Origin of the sequence: Gallibacterium genomosp. 1 (genome assembly GCF_000771875.1) — a bacterium.
GTDB lineage: Bacteria > Pseudomonadota > Gammaproteobacteria > Enterobacterales > Pasteurellaceae > Gallibacterium.
On sequence record NZ_JPXX01000012.1, the window covers coordinates 74,056 to 90,939 of the forward strand.

Sequence of the window (16,884 nt, forward strand, 5' to 3'; positions counted from 1 at the left end):
TTCTGTTTGATTGACAGTCGTCATCATTCTGTAAAGGTATTAGCTAGTAAAATTTTGACTTCCGTCCCTCCTGTTGGGCGGCGTTGAATAGTTAAGGTAGCATTCAGTTGAGCAGTACGTTCCTGCATAATATTTAAGCCGTAATGTCCCTCCGGTTCATCCAAAGAAGGAATGCCGATACCGTTATCGGCAACGATAATTTCATTTTCGCCGTCTTGATTGGTATGTGCGATCACCTCAATTAAGGTCGCTTCAGAATGTTTAATCGCATTCAGTAACGCCTCTCTCACAACTTGTAGTGCGTGTACCAACTGTTGTGCCGTGAAAATTTGTGATGGCAGTGAACATTCTAAGGTAATTTGGGCATCACTTTGATTGCGTAATGATTCAATCACCTGTTCCAACGCCAATTTGAGGTTGGCTTCCTGAATGGTTAAGCGGAAAGTGGAAAGTAGTTCGCGCAGCTGTACATAACCATCGTTCAGTGCTTGTTCAAAATCGGCGATAATTTTAAAACTCTTCTCTTTGGCTTGCGGATCGCTGCTTTTTAAGGCGTGTTTCAACAATGTCAGCTGAATTTGTAAAAATGCCAACACCTGTGCCAACGAATCGTGCAATTCTCTGGCGATAATTGAGCGTTCTTCCATTAATACTAATTGTTGTTGCTGGCGTTGAGTTTGAATAAAGTAAATTGCTCGCCCAAGCATTTGTGCAACACTTTGCATTAGGCGTAAATCAGGGCAAGGTAAGCCTGCTTGCCAACGTAAACAGGAGAGAATTTTGCCGTTGACACTGATTTTTTGCTCTTGCCACGGATAATTCTCTTCCGCTTTGCCTGATGAGAGATCAAGATGCTCTGCGCCATAAACAATCAGTTTAATATAGCGTAAATGTTCACTGGCGCGAATTTCGGAGATCACTTCAGTTAATTGATTGTAATCCAGATCAATGTGGGTAATTTTTTGTGAAGTATGAAACAACATTGAGAGTGTACGATTTAATTGACTTAATTTTTTCGTTTTTTCGTTCACTTTTTCTTCTAAGAACCAGTAAAGTTTCTGTAACTCGTTAGCCATTTTGGTAAAAGTTTCAGAAAGCGTGCCAAGTTCGTTTGGTTTATCCACATCTAACGGAATATGTTTAAAATGTCCGTTTTGAACTTGCGTACTCGCTTGTACTAATTTTTCGATTGGGTTCAGCACTTCACGCTTCATATACCACAGCATATAAGAGCCGATCAGCAAAATAGTGATAATTGAGAAGATACTAATTAGTATCGCCATAATAATTTTACGTTCGGAGAAATGTTGCAATTCAGCGACAAAATCATCTACCTTAGTAACATATTGATCGACTTGAGCTTGATATTGGTTAATTTGCTGTTGTCGAACAAAACTACTCATCTGCTGCCAATTATTGACTACATTTTGATAAGCAGCTTTTACATTATCTGGCACAAAGTAGCTATTTTTTAGATCATTTAATGTTTTTTCTTGCAAAGTTTGTGTATATTGCTGCAAATTGTGTGCAACTGTATCTCTCTCGTGTTCCATTTGGTAAATCAGGCGATAAGCCTGCATACGCAGTGAACCGGCTAAATTGATCGCTTCAGCATCACTTTGACTACTGATTAAAAGCGCAAATACTAAGGAAATACAAAAACTTGCCAATAAAATAATACCGATTAAATATTTTGCAATGCGAGTTAAAACCGAATACTTCGCCACGTTTTTCTCCGAATCGTTAAAAAGTAAGGCTGGCATTTTACTCCGGTGACAATATTATGGCGATAACTGACCACTGTTTTTGTAAAAAATAGGAACTCGTTGTTTTGATTTATCTCAAGAAAAAAGCAAAAAAACATAATATACCTCATAGCGGTTACTGACTTGCGGTAGTTTATTTCGATAATAATAACCGGTTAATTAATCGTTATAAAGCTTGCGTAAATTATGCAGAATGTAGACTTATCTCGGCGAAAATTCCTTAGTGGAAAGATCCGTGAATCAACAGTGGTAGTAAATAAAAAAACGATTTTACCGCCGTGGGCGGACAAAGAGATATTTTTCCAACAATGTACACAATGCGGAGATTGTATTACGCAATGTGAAACGCAGGTGTTAATCAAGGATGAATGCGGTTATCCGCAGGTTTCTTTTCAGCAGTCGGAATGTACATTTTGTCAGAAATGTGTTGAAGCCTGTCAACAACCGATATTCCGGCCGACCACAACTGAAGCTTGGCAACATAAAATTTCAATAGCAGATAATTGTTTGACTAATAAACAGGTTGAGTGCCGTAGTTGTCAGGATAGTTGTGAGTGGCGAGCGATTTTTTTTAAACCGATGTTAGGAAAAGTTGCCCAGCCACAATTGGATTTGCAAAGTTGTAATGGTTGTGGTGCTTGTGTAGCGGCTTGTCCGGTGCAGGCAATTTCAATGTTAGTACAGAATCAGATATAGAAAATGACTGAAAATATTTCTATGGAAAATGCCCAAGAGTGGCACGTATGCGGTGTGGTGGTGCAAGGTCGTCCGGAAAAACTGGATCAGATTTCCGCCGCGTTGTTAGCAGTTCCGCATACTGAAATACACGGTTCCGATCCGAAGTTGGGAAAATTAGTGGTAGTAATGCAGTCACATAACCAACGGATTTTATTGGAAAATATGGAGAACGCGCGCAATATTGACGGCGTGATCAATGTTTCTTTGGTCTATCATCAACAGGACTTAGGCGAGTGATTTTTTAGTGGGGAGATGATGATGAATTTAAGTCGACGCGATTTTATGAAAGCCAATGCGGCAACAGCAGCCGCAGCGGCGATCGGTATGACAATTCCTATCAAAAATGTTGAAGCGGCAGATACTTCAATCAGATGGGAAAAAGGGGTATGTCGTTTCTGTGGTACCGGATGCGGCGTATTAGTGGGGACTCAAAATGGTCGAGTTGTGGCATCACAAGGTGATCCGGATGCGGAAGTAAACCGCGGTTTAAACTGTATTAAAGGATACTTCTTGCCAAAAATTATGTACGGAAAAGACCGTTTAACCCAACCGATGTTAAGAATGAAAGACGGTAAATATGCCAAAGATGGCGAATTCCAGCCGGTAAGTTGGGATGTTGCTTTTAAAACAATGGCGGAAAAATTTAAAGCGGCGATGGCGAAAAATGGTAAAAACGCTGTTGGTTGTTTCACTTCCGGACAATCTACTATATGGGAAGGTTATGCTTTAAATAAATTATTTAAAGCCGGTTTGCGTTCTAACAATGTTGATCCGAATGCGCGACACTGTATGGCTTCTGCTGCAGTTGCCTTTATGCGCACTTTCGGTATTGATGAGCCTATGGGCTGTTATAACGATATTGAACAGGCGGATGTCATGGTGCTTTGGGGCTCAAATATGGCGGAAATGCACCCTATTTTGTGGTCACGTATTTCCGACCGTCGTTTATCCAATCCGGATTGCAAGATTGCCGTACTTTCTACTTTTGAACATCGCAGTTTTGAATTAGCGGATTATGGGTTGGTATTTACCCCGCAATCTGACTTGGCAATTTTGAACTATATCGCTAACTACATCATTCAAAATAATGCAGTCAATGAAGATTTTGTCAGCAAACACGCCGTTTTCAAAAAAGCAGCGACCGATATCGGTTATGGTTTGCGCCCAACTGATCCGCGTGAAAAAGCAGCGAAAAATCCGGGCAGCGACAAAATGGAAAACTTCACTTTTGAAGAATTCAAAGCATTTGTTTCCGAATATACATTAGAGAAAGCACACGAACTCAGTGGTGTGGATAAAGGCTTATTGGAAGAATTGGCGAAAATTTATGCCGATCCGAATAAGAAAGTGGTCTCTTTCTGGACAATGGGCTTTAACCAACATACACGTGGCGTGTGGGTAAACCAAATGATGTACAACGTGCATCTATTAACCGGCAAAATCTCTAAACCGGGTTGTGGGCCGTTCTCGTTAACCGGTCAGCCTTCCGCTTGTGGTACAGCGCGTGAAGTGGGAACTTTCGCTCACCGTTTGCCGGCGGATTTAGTGGTCACCAATCCTAAACATCGTGAACACACAGAACAACTTTGGAAGATTCCGGCTGGTGTTATTTCCGATAAAGTCGGTTATCACGCAGTGCTACAGGATCGTATGCTCAAAGATCGTAAGATGAATGTGCTTTGGGTAATGTGTAATAACAATATGCAGGCTGGGCCGAACATCAATCAGGAACGTTTGCCTGGTTGGCGTGATCCGGAAAACTTTATTATTGTTTCCGACCCATATCCGACATTAAGTGCGATTTCTGCCGATTTGATGTTGCCAACCTCAATGTGGGTAGAAAAAGAGGGAGCTTACGGTAATGCGGAACGCCGTACTCAATTCTGGCATCAGATGGTGAAAGGACCGGGTGAATCTAAATCCGACTTGTGGCAATTAGTAGAATTTTCTAAATATTTCACCACTGATGAAATGTGGCCGGCAGAAATTTTAGAGAAAAATCCTGAGTTTAAAGGTAAAACACTTTATGAAGTGTTGTTTACCAACGGTCAAGTTAATAAATATCCGAACAGCGAAATCGGTGATCATCCGAATGATGAAGCGGAACATTTCGGTTATTACATCCAAAAAGGATTATTTGAAGAGTACGCCTCTTTCGGTCGTGGTCACGGTCACGATTTAGCACCGTTTGATATGTATCATAAAGCGCGCGGTTTACGTTGGCCGGTGGTTGACGGTAAAGAAACATTATGGCGTTACCGTGAAGGCTATGATCCATATGTTAAAGCCGGTGAAGAAGTCAGCTTCTATGGTAAACCGGACAAACGTGCCGTCATTCTTGCTGCACCTTATGAGCCGCCTGCGGAAGTACCGGATCAAGAGTATGATTTGTGGTTATCGACCGGTCGTGTTCTTGAACATTGGCATACTGGTACTATGACTCGTCGTGTGCCGGAATTGCATCGTGCATTTCCTACTAATGTGCTTTATATGCACCCATTGGATGCAAAAGATCGTGGGTTACGTCACGGCGATAAGGCTGTGATAGCTTCTCGTCGTGGACAGATGGAAACCATTATTGATACTCGTGGACGAAATAAACCACCAAGAGGTTTAGTGTTTACTACATTCTTTGATCAAGGACAGTTAACCAACTTGCTGACATTGGATGCAACGGATCCAATTTCTAAAGAAACTGATTTTAAGAAATGTGCGGTTAAAGTCACTAAAATCTAAACAAAATTAATAGTTTAGTTGGAGTGGTGATGAGTAAAGAGCGTGTAATTACCCCAGAACGTCGACGTTTCTTAAAAGATGCTACTAAAACAGTCGGTGGATTGGCAAGTTTAGGTATTTTGCTTGGATTGCCGCAAAAGCAGAGCTTAGCGAAAGATGGCGTAGCATTACGCCCTCCGTTTGCTTTGAGTGATGAGCAACAGTTTGCCGAAGCCTGTATTCGCTGTGGACAGTGTGTGCAGGCTTGCCCATACGATATGCTTTATTTAGCATCGTGGGTTTCTGATTTACAGGCAGGAACTCCCTATTTTATTGCGCGTAAAAAACCGTGCGAAATGTGCGAGGATATTCCTTGTGCGAAAGCTTGCCCGAGCGGTGCATTGGATGCGAATGCCGATGATATTAATCAGGCAAGAATGGGGTTGGCGGTGCTGCTTGATCACGAAACCTGCCTTAACTGGCAAGGTTTACGCTGTGATGTTTGTTATCGTGTCTGCCCGTTAATCGATAAAGCGATTACGCTGGAAATGCAACATAACGAACGCACCGGCAAACACGCCTATCTCATTCCGACAGTGCATTCCGATGCCTGTACCGGCTGTGGTAAATGTGAAGAGGCTTGTGTGTTGGAAGAAGCGGCGATCAAAGTGTTGCCGATGCAGTTGGCAAAAGGGGTTCTCGGGCATCATTACCGTTTCGGTTGGCAAGAAAAAGATAAGGCAGGTCATTCGTTGTTTGAAGGCGAAACCATCAGTTTGCCAGTACGACAACCGGAGGTGAAATAATGGCGAACTCACCAAAAGAGGCAGGAAAAGAGGCTAGACAAAAATTGGGTTGGTGGCACGCCAATCGTTTTTTGTTGTTACGTCGTTTAAGTCAATTCAGTATCTTGGCGATGTTTTTGAGTGGGCCTTTATTTAATGTTTGGATTTTAAAAGGAAATTATAGTGGCAGTATGCTGCTAGATACTATTCCTTTAACTGATCCATTAATTACTTTGGAGAGTTTAGCCAGTGGTTTTCTTCCAAGTTTGACGAGCTTAATCGGCGTTGTCATTGTGATTGCCTTTTATGCGATTGTCGGTAGTAAAGTGTTCTGCGGCTGGTGTTGCCCTTTGAATGTGGTCACCGACAGTGCGGCTTGGTTACGGCGCAAATTGGGCTGGCGACAAACATTAAAGCTTTCACGTAATTTACGTTATTGGCTGTTAGCCTTAATTTTAATTGGCAGTGCAATCAGCGGCACATTATTGTGGGAGTGGCTGAATCCGGTGGCAGCGTTAGGACGCGGCTTAATCTTCGGTTTCGGTGCCGGTATCTGGTTGATTGTGGCTGTATTTGTGTTTGATTTATTAGTGGTGGAACACGGTTGGTGCGGGCATTTATGTCCGATTGGCGCAACTTATGGCGTGATTGGTGCCAAAGGCATTATCCGCGTAAAAGTGATCGATCGGCAGCGTTGTGATAACTGTATGGATTGTTATAACGTCTGTCCTGAACCACAAGTTTTACGTTCACCATTACACGGTAAAAAAGACGAAAGCCAACTTGTGCTTTCCAAAGATTGTATCAGTTGCGGACGTTGTCTTGACGTATGTGCTGAAAATGTTTTTAAGTTTTCGACAAGATTTAATCCTTCTCAGGAGTGAAAAATGGTAAAAAAAATCAAAGTATTCTCTGCCACCGGTTTGTTGTTGGCGAGCTTATTCTCTGTATCGGTACTTGCTGCAGAAGAAAATCCCAATAATGTTCCTTTAGAAAAAGAGGGTATTCCTATGGCAAATGCGGCAGAAAATGTTGCACCAGCAGTGCATAATGTACCGAAAGAACAGAATGCACCAGCATTAAACTATGTGAATCAGCCACCGCTTATCCCTCATAGCGTTAGCGGTATGCAGGTGACTAAAAATGTAAACCAATGTTTAAATTGCCATAGTGTGGAAAATTCGCGTATTACCGGGGCAACTCGTATCAGCCCGACTCACTTTATGTCACGTGACGGTGCGATTTCGCCGAATACATCGCCAAGACGTTATTTCTGTTTGCAGTGCCACGTGCCGCAAACAGATGCTAAAGCGATTGTGCCTAATGAATTTAAACCGTTGCCGGGTTACGGACAATAAGAGGTAAACTATGACAACAGAAAAAAAACCGAATATTATCAAGCGTTTTTGGAAATGGTTTAGAAGCCCGAGCAAAATTGCAGTCGGTACGTTGTTAGTGGTGGCGTTTATTGCCGGTATCGTTTCTTGGGTCGGATTTAACTATTCACTTGAGCAGACCAACACTGAAGAGTTCTGTGCAAGCTGCCATACCAACGATGTCTATCCGGAATATTTGCATACCGCGCACTATCAAAACCGTAGCGGTGTCAGTGCAAGTTGTCCTGATTGCCACGTTCCGCACGAATTTATTCCGAAAATTGTGCGTAAAATTAAAGCGGCACGTGAGGTTTATGCCTATTATATGGGTTACACCGACACGTTGGAAAAATTCAATCAGCGTCGTGCGCATATGGCAGAACGTGAATGGGAGCGTATGAAAGCCAACAATTCACAGGAATGCCGTAACTGTCATAAAATTGACCGTATGGACTTCTCTCAACAAAAATCAGTGGCTGCCAGAATGCACGAATTGGCGATTAAAGAAAATCGCACTTGTATTGACTGCCACAAAGGTATTGCACATCAACTTCCTGATATGAAAGGTTTACCGCCAACATTCAGTAATGTGAAAGAACAGGATAAATAAGCGTTAGGCGCTTGGTGGAAAAAAGGAATGGTGTCGAAATTTCGACACCATTTTTTTGTTTAACACAGAGAGAAATGGTAATCGTATTAAGCAAAAAAGTTCTTAAGTATGTGCAAATCGATGCGCAAAGTTTGCCACTTTTATTAGCCTAGTGCTGTAAAACTCTGTCCTTCATGATAGGGAGGATGTCAATGATAAAAAGGTAAACAAATTTGTCTATTAAAATGATAGATTTTACTGGGAAGTGCTAAACGACAAAAGCCAAGTCAGTAACGACTTGGCTTAAATTTAAGATAAATAAGAAAATTATTTAATTAATTGTTTCGCTTCTTCAATTGCTTCAGCGACACGTTGCGGTGAAACACCACCTTTAGCACAACGTTTATTTAAACAGGATTCCAAAGAGAGAATCGCATACACATCTTCGCTGATGACATCGCTGAAACGTCTAAATTCATCGACACGTAACTCTTCCAACGCTTTGGATTTGCTAATCGCATAAACCACTGCTTCACCGACAATATGATGAGAATCACGGAAAGGAACACCCTTCGCAACTAAATAATCGGCAAGTTCGGTGGCATTTGAGTAGCCTTTCAAGGCGGCGTTACGTGTTTTTTCTTGATGCACTTTGATGTCTTCAAGCACTAATGCCGCCATATCAAGGCAAGCGTGCCAAGTGTCAAGCGCATCAAAAATGCCCTCTTTATCTTCTTGCATATCTTTGTTGTAGGCGAGCGGTAAACCTTTGACCGTTACCAACATTCCGTTTAATGCGCCGATAACACGTCCGGCTTTACCACGAATTAATTCGCAAGCATCCGGATTTTTCTTTTGTGGCATTAATGAAGAACCGGAGGTGACGCGATCGGATAATTCAAGGAAATTGGCTTCACCGCTGTTAAAGATAATTAAATCTTCGGCATAACGGGAAAGATGCACCATACTTAACGAGGCGGTTGCCAACAGTTCAATGATGTGATCACGATCGGAAACGCTGTCTAAGCTGTTGCGAGTGGCACGTTGAAAACCGAGATCTTTCGCCAACTGCTCACGATCGACTGCATAAGCTGTTCCTGCCAAAGCACCCGAACCTAACGGGCAGGTGTCCAAACGGCGATAAGCATCGGCAAGGCGAGAAAAATCACGTTCCAACATTTCAAAATATGCCATACACCAGTGGGCAAAAGTGATTGGTTGAGCGCGTTGTAAATGCGTGTAGCCCGGCATTACCGTATTTTGGTTATTTTCCGCAGTAACAATAAGTTGGCTTTGTAAATGGCGAATAGATTGTTGCAAAGAGGTGATCTCCTGTTTGCACCATAATTTAATATCCAACGCCACCTGATCGTTACGGCTACGACCGGTGTGCAATTTTTTACCGAGATCGCCCACTTTTTCAATCAGCTTACTTTCCACCCAACTATGAATATCTTCCGCATCATCCTGCAGAATCATTTCCGGGTTATTTGCCACCGCCTCTTTCAGTTCAAGCAGTGCCGCTTCAACCTGTTTCTGTTCCGCTGCGCTGAAAACATTCACGCTGACCAGTGCTTTCGACCAGCCAATAGAACCTTCGATATCCTGTTGTGCCAACCGATAATCGAAACGTAATGAATCATTAAAATTTTTAAAACGTTGATCCGCCGCTTGTGTAAAACGACCGCCCCAAAGTGCCATAATTTATTCCTCAAAAAACGAAACCGCCAAAGCCGGCGGCATGCTTTATCATTAAGATCATTAAGTTTTTTTGCACCGAATTAAGGTGCAATTCTTGTGCCAATACGTTGTCCGGAAAATAAATCTACTAATTTTTCCGGTTTTTTCCAGTTTGCAATTTCAATGGCTTGATTTAATGCTTGTGCTGCAGTTAGAGCCGCTTTCACCTTGACAATCATACCATCTGTAATCACTTGTTCTGCAATTAATTTTTCGATTTGATCCGTATTCAGTTCGGCAATCAGGTTTTTTTGCTGATCAAGCACACCATCAACATCAGATAACATCACTAATTCGGCTTGCAACAAAGTTGCAATCGCGGTGGCTGCCTGATCGGCATTAACATTCATTAGCCGACCGTCATCATCAATCGCAATTGAGCTGATAATCGGTAGAAAATCCGCCTTTAAAAGGGTATTTAATAAAGCAGCCTGTTTAGGTTGAACGGTTGCAACGTGTCCTAATTCCGCATCAAGTTGTGTTGCAGTGGTTAAATTACCATCTCCCAAGCTTAAACCTACAGCTATCAAACCAGCAGTTTTTGCCATCGCAACCAATTTTTTATTGGCAATTCCGGCTAATGCACCGGTAATAATATCAATTTGATCTGCCGGTGTAACGCGTAAACCCTGTTTTTTCTTTACCGGCAGATTTAAACGTTGCATTAGTTCGTCAACAATACAACCGCCGCCGTGGACAATCACAATTTGTCGCTGTTGTGTGCGTTTAAATTGTGCCAATGTTGAAATCAGATTTTGCATAGCTTGCGGTGTATCCAGCAATGCACCGCCAACTTTAATAACTAATGGTTTCATTGTGTTAAATTAATCCTAAAGTTGGTTCAAAACCGAAACGAATATTGGCACATTGAACCGCTTGTGCCGCTGCGCCTTTTAATAGGTTGTCTTCCGCACCGACAATAATAATATGTTGATCTTTAATCGCAAAAGCGATATCGCAATAAGGCGTGAATTCCACCGCTTTAATGCTTGGAAAACCTTTGTCATAAAGACGCACTAACGGTTTATCGTGATAAGCCTGTTCAAATGCAGATTTCACTCGTTGTGTATCGACATTCGCTTTTAATTTTGCCGTAATTGTCGCCAAAATACCACGTTTAAAGTTGCCCAAATGTGGGGTGAAAATCACTTCTCTGCCTAAATGAGTGGCGATTTCCGGTTGATGGCGATGGGTAAATACGCCGTAAGGATTGAGGCTGACTTCGCAAAAACTGGAGGTGAGGCTGGCTTTGCGACCGGCACCGCTGACACCGCTGACCGCATTGATGATCGGTAATTGTTGTTCATCTAACAAGTCATTTTCAATTAACGGTTTAAGGCAAAGTTGTGAAACGGTCGGATAACAACCGGCAACGGCAACCAAATCGGTTTGTTTAATCTGCTGTTCATTCCATTCCGCCAAACCGTAAACCGCCTTTTCCAATAATTGTGGATATTGGTGTTCAAAGCCGTAAAATTTTTGGTAGAACTCGGCATTGTTCACGCGGTAAGCACCGGATAAATCGAACACTTTGCAATCACCGGCTAAAAAGATGGGTGCGAGGCGGTGGCTTACTTCGTGAGCAGTAGCAAGAAAAACGCAATCTGCATATTTAGCCAATTCAGTTAAATCTTGTGGTAATGGTTGTAAAGGTAAATCAACAACGTTTTTTAGTTGTGGATAAATCTCGGAAATAGGTTTATCTTTATCCAGACTGTTTTCAGAAACATAGAGTCCGCAAAGTTCAAATTGTGGATGTTTAGTAATAATGTTGGCGAGTTCAGCTCCTGTATAACCACTCGCCCCAATGATGAGTGTTTTTAGCATAGTAAATAAAATAATGATTAATTATGCTAATATTTTGCATAATTATTTTATTTGAATCAATGTTTATTTGAGGTAAATATGGCAAATCTTCCCGATTTTCTTTCTTTATATTCACAACTTATTGAAATTCCGACAATCAGCAGTACAGATAATCCTAAACTCGATCATAGTAACCAACTGTTAATTGAGAAATTAGCAAGTTGGTTGCACGATCTTGGTTTTAAAGTCGATATTTTACCAATTGCTGGTTCAAATTATAAATTCAATTTATTAGCGACTTATGGCGAAGGTGCTGGTGGATTATTGTTGGCAGGGCATAGTGATACCGTGCCGTTTGATGCTGGTCGTTGGCAGTTTGATCCTTTTAAACTAACTGAGAAAGATGGGCGTTTTTATGGCTTAGGTTCAGCCGATATGAAAGGTTTTTTTGCCTTTATTGTTGATACTTTGCGAAATATGGATCTAACAAAATTGCAAAAGCCATTGCGTATTTTGGCAACAGCGGATGAAGAAACCACAATGTTGGGGGCAAGAACGTTTGCGCAGCACGCGGAGATTCGTCCGGATTGTGCTATTATCGGTGAGCCAACTTCGTTGCAGCCGGTGCGCGCTCATAAAGGACATTTCGGTGATAGCGTGACAGTAATCGGACGTTCCGGACATTCTAGTGATCCTGAAAAGGGAGTGAATGCGATTGAAATTATGCATCAAGCGACAGCACATTTAATTGAATTGCGCAATGAGCTGAAAGCGAAGTTTCATAATGATTTTTTTGCGGTACCGTATCCGACAATGAATTTTGGCTCTATTCACGGAGGTGATGCCGTTAATCGTATTTGTGGTTGTTGTGAACTACAGTTTGATATTCGACCGTTGCCGAATATGGGATTGGAATCATTGGATGAAATGGTGCAGGAAAAATTACAACCGTTGATCGAACAATACGGTGATATGATTCAGATTAAGCACCTTCATGATGGTATTCTGGGTTATGAATGCTCACACAAAGCAGAAATTGTGGCTGTGGTAGAAAAATTATTAGGTAAGCCTTGTGTGTCTGCTAACTATTGTACTGAAGCGCCGTTTATTCAACAGCTTTGTCCAACTTTGGTGTTAGGGCCGGGTTCAATCGAACAGGCGCATCAACCAGATGAATTTTTATCGGCGGAATATATTCAACCGACCAAAGCATTATTAGAAAAATTGATTAGGCATTTCTGTGCCTAAGCAATTTGTGATAATAGTTAAGAAAAATAAATTATTGAACTGTTTTGAATTTTTAAGAAGTTTTATTATGTTAGATATTGTCCTTTATGAACCTGAAATCCCACAAAATACGGGAAATATTATTCGTCTTTGTGCTAACTGTGGCTTTCGCTTGCATTTGATTCATCCGCTTGGCTTTCAGTGGGATGACAAGCGTTTACGCCGTTCCGGTTTGGATTATCACGAATACACCACAATTAAACATCATCAAAGTTATGCTGAATTTCTAGAGAGTGAACAACCTAAACGGTTGTTCGCTTTAACCACTAAAGGCGGGCCAGCACACAGTCAAGTGAAGTTCCAGTTGGGAGATTATTTGATGTTCGGGCCGGAAACAAGAGGCATTCCGATGGCTATTTTAAATACAATGCCGATTGAACAGAAAATTCGTATTCCGATGTGTGCCAATAGCCGCAGTATGAATCTCTCCAATTCAGTGGCGGTTACTGTTTATGAGGCTTGGCGACAGCTGGGTTATCAAGGTGCGGTTAATCTTTATCAAGGAGAAGTATGAACGCTTTTATTCACGGCGTGTTAGTTACAGGCAGTTTAATTGTTGCTATCGGTGCACAAAATGCCTTTGTGCTGAAACAAGGATTGTTGAAACAGCATATTTTTACGGTTGCTTTAATCTGCTTTTTGTGTGATGTGATGCTGTTTACCCTCGGCGTTTTGGGGTTGGGAACCTTTATCAGTAACAATAATGTTGCTTCCGTTACATTAGCTTTCATTGGAGCTGGTTTTTTATTGATTTATGGTTTGCGAGCGTGGCGCAGTGCTTATAGCAGCAATACCGGTTTACAACTGCAAGCTGGGGAAAATAGTGCGTCTTTAGCCAAAACCATCTTATTAACCTTGAGCGTCACTTTGTTGAATCCGCACGTTTATATTGATACGGTGGTTATTATCGGTGGTATTGGTGGCACATTGGTGTGGCAGGAAAAGATCGCTTTCTTAATTGGCGGACTTTGTGTTTCAGCCACTTGGTTCTTCGGTTTGGCGTACGGTTCAACATTGTTAGCACCGCTATTTCGAAAAGCGCTCACTTGGAGAGTTCTTGATTTTGTGATTGGCGTGATTATGCTAATGATTGCTTGGAGCTTATTTCAATATGGAATAACGCTGTTGAGCTAATCCTCGACAATTTGTTGCAATTAGGGCTATAATCGCAACGTTTTTATAGGGCAATGCCTTATAAAATGCCCTATATACTGAATGATTAACTTTTCTTAGAAGGAATAAAAAATGGGTTTAAAAAATGTACCTGCTGGTAAAGAATTACCAGATGATATTTATGTTGTGATTGAAATTCCGGCAAATTCAGATCCGATTAAATATGAAGTTGACAAAGAAACCGGTACTTTATTTGTTGACCGTTTTATGGCAACTGCAATGTTCTATCCAGCAAATTATGGTTATATCAACAATACTCTCTCTTTAGATGGTGATCCTGTTGATGTTTTAGTACCAACGCCATATCCGTTACAACCGGGTTCAGTCATTCGTTGCCGTCCGGTCGGTGTATTAAAAATGACTGACGAATCAGGTCAAGATGCAAAAGTGATTGCCGTACCACACAGCAAATTAACGAAAGAATATGATCACATCAAAGATGTGAACGATATTCCGGCATTATTAAAAGCACAAATCCAGCATTTCTTTGAAAGCTATAAAGCTTTAGAAGCTGGAAAATGGGTGAAAGTAGACGGCTGGGAAGATGTTACTGCAGCACGTGAAGAAATTTTAGCTTCTTTTGAGCGTGCTAAAAAATAATCTTTTGATTTAATGTAATTAAGCCGTTACTTTTTTCAGAGTAACGGCTTTTGTTTTTTTAGATGTGTTGAACTTAATTATTATTTTTCCACGCTTCGTGTGCATCGAGAACACGTGCGGAATAAACCATTGCTGCGCCGGTATTCATTGCGATCGCCACGCTTAATGCCGCTGCAATCTCCTCTTGTGTACAACCAGCTTTAATCGCTGCATCGGTATGCACGCTAATACAACCATCGCAACGAGTTGTTACTGCACAAGCCAAAGAAATCAACTCTTTAGTTTTCAAATCCAACACGTCATTGCCTGCTTTACTGAGCAGTTGATAAGCCTGCATCGTATTCGGTTGTAATTTGCCTAATAAGCCTAAACGATTCATTAATTGAGTGCGTAATTTTTTCCAATCTAACATAAGATGCTCCTTAAAATTCTTCATATTGTTGTCTGATGGGCGCTATTTTGCACGATGTTGATTAGACGATAAAGCTGCTAAAATAGCAAAAAACTATGTTTTCGTCTTATTTTGTGAATATGGACAGTATTGATAAATTTTTGGAACTTTTAGATTTAAAAACAGAAATTGATGTTTTTTGTAGCTTCCGTTCCCCTTATTTAATGCAAGCACCGCAAGCGGAAAAAGGGAAAGCTTGTTTCCATTTACTGTTGAGTGGTCATTGTCAAATGCAATCGGATAAAAGCGTACACCGTTTACAAGCTGGTGATTTCTGTTTATGGACGCAAGGCAGTATGCACAAAATTGGTGATGCAGAGGAATATTCTTCAGTGCAGGTAGAGCAACAAAACGGTATTTTGTATCGACATAACTGCCAACAGGATCCTTCATTACAGATGATTTGTGGACATTATCAAGTGGGGAATCAAGCTGCTGCCGGTTTGTTATCATTGCTGCCTGAGCCTTTGATTGTTTCGTTAAAACAGATTCCGCAGTTAAATGCGTTGTCTAGCTTAATTTATCAGGAAGCGTTAGCTCGTTATTTAGGTAGTGCTACGGTAATTAAATCGATGTGTGAAATTTTATTGCTGTTTGCCTTGCGTCATTTATCTTCATTGTCGGAACAGCAGAGTTTAATTCGTCTATTTTCAGATCCTTTCTTAAGTAAGGCTATGACGCCGATTTTTCACAATTTGGCAGATAATTACACCATTGAGCAGTTAGCACAAAAGGCTTATATGTCGCGATCCACTTTTGCGCGCCGTTTTCAACAGTTAAGCGGAATGGGGGTGCAAGCCTTTATTCGTTTGTTGAGAATGTCGATGGCGGCGAAGTTATTGCGACAGACAAATTTGTCATCAAGACAAATTATGGAGCGGATTGGCTATCAGTCGGAGGCAGCATTCTTTGATGCTTTTAAAGCTCAATTTGGCACAACGCCGGCACGTTATCGCAAAATTTACTGATGAATAGGTGAAATGTTAAAAAATTGCTATTGATCTTTAGTAGAAAAAAAGAAATGATAATTGGCATTTTACCGAGATAAAAGGAGTAAAAAGATGATTTTATCGACTATCTCTAAACGTATTTTAACCGGTTGTTTTATATTATTTTTAGTGGCAAGTTGTGCTGATACCCGCACAATGAATCAGAATGCGGCGAATCAATATCGTCAAGCGATTGCGACGGAAAAGCAAAAAGGTAATGTTGATACCACCTCAACAACGGCAAAACGTGTTCATCGAGTTTTTAATCGAATGGTGCCTTATGCTCGTCAATACAATAAAACTGGCGTGCCTTTTTCTTGGGAAGTGTCGGTGATTAAATCAAATGAAGTGAATGCGTGGGCAATGCCGGGTGGAAAAATGGTAGTTTATACTGGATTAGTCGACAAATTAGGTTTAAGTGATGAAGAGATTGCAGTTGTGATGGGACACGAAATGGCACATGCTTTGTTGGAGCACGGGAAAAGCCAAGCAAATCGCCAAACCGCAGTTGGTGTAGTAGCTGCGATTGTTTCTGTTTCATTAGCATATCAGGGAATGGATAGCAGCTTGTCTCAGGATATGGTTGGTACAGTAGCTGATCTTGGGGTAATGAAACCTTTCTCTCGTAGTGCAGAAAGCGAAGCAGATGAGATTGGTTTAATGTTGAGTGCGCAAGCCGGTTATAATCCTCAGGTTGCTCCGGGGTTATGGGATAAAATGCAGCGATTGGGCGGTGGTGGTAATGTGCCAACGATTTTTTCTACTCACCCGAGCGATCAGTCGCGTAAAGCACATTTAGAAAAATTAATGCCGAAAGCAATGGAGTTATATCAGGCATCAAAAAAATAATCTCATCATATTGAGGAAAT

At 41.3% G+C, this 16,884-nt stretch carries 18 protein-coding genes; 13 read left to right on the plus strand and 5 right to left on the minus strand.

From position 1 onward, the window contains the following. Positions 1-23: 23 nt before the first annotated feature. On the minus strand, positions 24-1,763 hold the full coding sequence (gene narQ / locus JP36_RS04745) for a nitrate/nitrite two-component system sensor histidine kinase NarQ (protein ID WP_052119446.1): 1,740 nt from the start codon (positions 1,761-1,763) through the stop codon (positions 24-26). Positions 1,764-1,952: 189 nt separating this feature from the next. Here narQ and napF point away from each other — a divergent pair, with 189 nt between their 5' ends. The 7 genes from napF to JP36_RS04780 are packed head-to-tail and all read left to right on the plus strand — an operon-like array spanning position 1,953 to position 7,990. After that, on the plus strand, positions 1,953-2,462 hold the full coding sequence (gene napF / locus JP36_RS04750; protein ID WP_039172459.1) for a ferredoxin-type protein NapF: 510 nt from the start codon (positions 1,953-1,955) through the stop codon (positions 2,460-2,462). A 3-nt stretch (positions 2,463-2,465) separates the two neighbouring features. Continuing rightward, positions 2,466-2,741 (plus strand): chaperone NapD, encoded by a 276-nt coding sequence (locus JP36_RS04755; RefSeq protein WP_013746041.1) that lies wholly within the window; start codon positions 2,466-2,468, stop codon positions 2,739-2,741. Positions 2,742-2,762: 21 nt separating this feature from the next. Beyond that, positions 2,763-5,240 carry a nitrate reductase catalytic subunit NapA gene (napA, locus tag JP36_RS04760; RefSeq protein ID WP_039153398.1) on the plus strand — a complete coding sequence of 826 codons (2,478 nt, stop codon included), beginning with the start codon at positions 2,763-2,765 and terminating at the stop codon, positions 5,238-5,240. 29 nt (positions 5,241-5,269) lie between these two features. Further along, positions 5,270-6,025, plus strand: coding sequence for a ferredoxin-type protein NapG (napG, locus tag JP36_RS04765; RefSeq protein WP_039172464.1), 756 nt, complete (start codon positions 5,270-5,272; stop codon positions 6,023-6,025). Beyond that, entirely contained in the window at positions 6,025-6,888 is an 864-nt protein-coding gene (gene napH, locus JP36_RS04770; protein ID WP_039172466.1) for a quinol dehydrogenase ferredoxin subunit NapH, read from the plus strand. The genes napG and napH overlap by 1 nt, the downstream gene beginning before the upstream one ends. 3 nt (positions 6,889-6,891) lie before the next feature. Then, the gene (locus JP36_RS04775) at positions 6,892-7,362 is read left to right on the plus strand and encodes a nitrate reductase cytochrome c-type subunit (RefSeq protein ID WP_039172469.1); all 471 of its coding nucleotides are present in this window, start codon (positions 6,892-6,894) and stop codon (positions 7,360-7,362) included. A 10-nt stretch (positions 7,363-7,372) separates the two neighbouring features. After that, entirely contained in the window at positions 7,373-7,990 is a 618-nt protein-coding gene (locus JP36_RS04780; RefSeq protein ID WP_039172473.1) for a cytochrome c3 family protein, read from the plus strand. A gap of 306 nt (positions 7,991-8,296) precedes the next feature. On the opposite strand, the gene argH is transcribed toward JP36_RS04780, so the two are convergent. The 3 genes from argH to argC form a co-directional block, all read right to left on the minus strand. After that, positions 8,297-9,670 (minus strand): argininosuccinate lyase, encoded by a 1,374-nt coding sequence (gene argH, locus JP36_RS04785; RefSeq protein ID WP_039082663.1) that lies wholly within the window; start codon positions 9,668-9,670, stop codon positions 8,297-8,299. Between the two features lie 80 nt (positions 9,671-9,750). Beyond that, a complete protein-coding gene (gene argB, locus JP36_RS04790) occupies positions 9,751-10,524 on the minus strand; it encodes an acetylglutamate kinase (protein WP_039172476.1) in 774 nt (257 codons plus the stop codon). Positions 10,525-10,528: 4 nt separating this feature from the next. After that, positions 10,529-11,536 carry an N-acetyl-gamma-glutamyl-phosphate reductase gene (argC, locus tag JP36_RS04795; protein ID WP_039172480.1) on the minus strand — a complete coding sequence of 336 codons (1,008 nt, stop codon included), beginning with the start codon at positions 11,534-11,536 and terminating at the stop codon, positions 10,529-10,531. A 78-nt stretch (positions 11,537-11,614) separates the two neighbouring features. Here argC and argE point away from each other — a divergent pair, with 78 nt between their 5' ends. The 4 genes from argE (at position 11,615) to ppa (ending at position 14,575) form a co-directional block, all read left to right on the plus strand. Beyond that, positions 11,615-12,763: an acetylornithine deacetylase gene (argE, locus tag JP36_RS04800; RefSeq protein ID WP_039172484.1), complete on the plus strand. Its 1,149-nt coding sequence runs from the start codon at positions 11,615-11,617 to the stop codon at positions 12,761-12,763. Positions 12,764-12,830: 67 nt separating this feature from the next. Beyond that, complete coding sequence (gene trmL, locus JP36_RS04805; protein WP_039162479.1) at positions 12,831-13,316, plus strand: tRNA (uridine(34)/cytosine(34)/5-carboxymethylaminomethyluridine(34)-2'-O)-methyltransferase TrmL; 486 nt, start codon at positions 12,831-12,833, stop codon at positions 13,314-13,316. Beyond that, complete coding sequence (locus JP36_RS04810; protein WP_039172486.1) at positions 13,313-13,936, plus strand: LysE/ArgO family amino acid transporter; 624 nt, start codon at positions 13,313-13,315, stop codon at positions 13,934-13,936. The genes trmL and JP36_RS04810 overlap by 4 nt, the downstream gene beginning before the upstream one ends. A gap of 111 nt (positions 13,937-14,047) precedes the next feature. Beyond that, on the plus strand, positions 14,048-14,575 hold the full coding sequence (ppa, locus tag JP36_RS04815) for an inorganic diphosphatase (RefSeq protein WP_039091130.1): 528 nt from the start codon (positions 14,048-14,050) through the stop codon (positions 14,573-14,575). Positions 14,576-14,648: 73 nt separating this feature from the next. On the opposite strand, the gene JP36_RS04820 is transcribed toward ppa, so the two are convergent. Beyond that, on the minus strand, positions 14,649-14,987 hold the full coding sequence (locus JP36_RS04820; protein WP_039172488.1) for a carboxymuconolactone decarboxylase family protein: 339 nt from the start codon (positions 14,985-14,987) through the stop codon (positions 14,649-14,651). A gap of 95 nt (positions 14,988-15,082) precedes the next feature. Between JP36_RS04820 and JP36_RS04825 the strand changes: the two genes are divergently transcribed. Both JP36_RS04825 and JP36_RS04830 read left to right on the plus strand, forming a co-directional pair. Then, positions 15,083-15,994 carry a cupin domain-containing protein gene (locus tag JP36_RS04825; protein ID WP_039172491.1) on the plus strand — a complete coding sequence of 304 codons (912 nt, stop codon included), beginning with the start codon at positions 15,083-15,085 and terminating at the stop codon, positions 15,992-15,994. 93 nt (positions 15,995-16,087) lie between these two features. Beyond that, positions 16,088-16,864, plus strand: a complete 777-nt coding sequence (locus tag JP36_RS04830) for a M48 family metallopeptidase (protein ID WP_039172494.1) — start codon at positions 16,088-16,090, stop codon at positions 16,862-16,864. Positions 16,865-16,884: the final 20 nt, after the last annotated feature.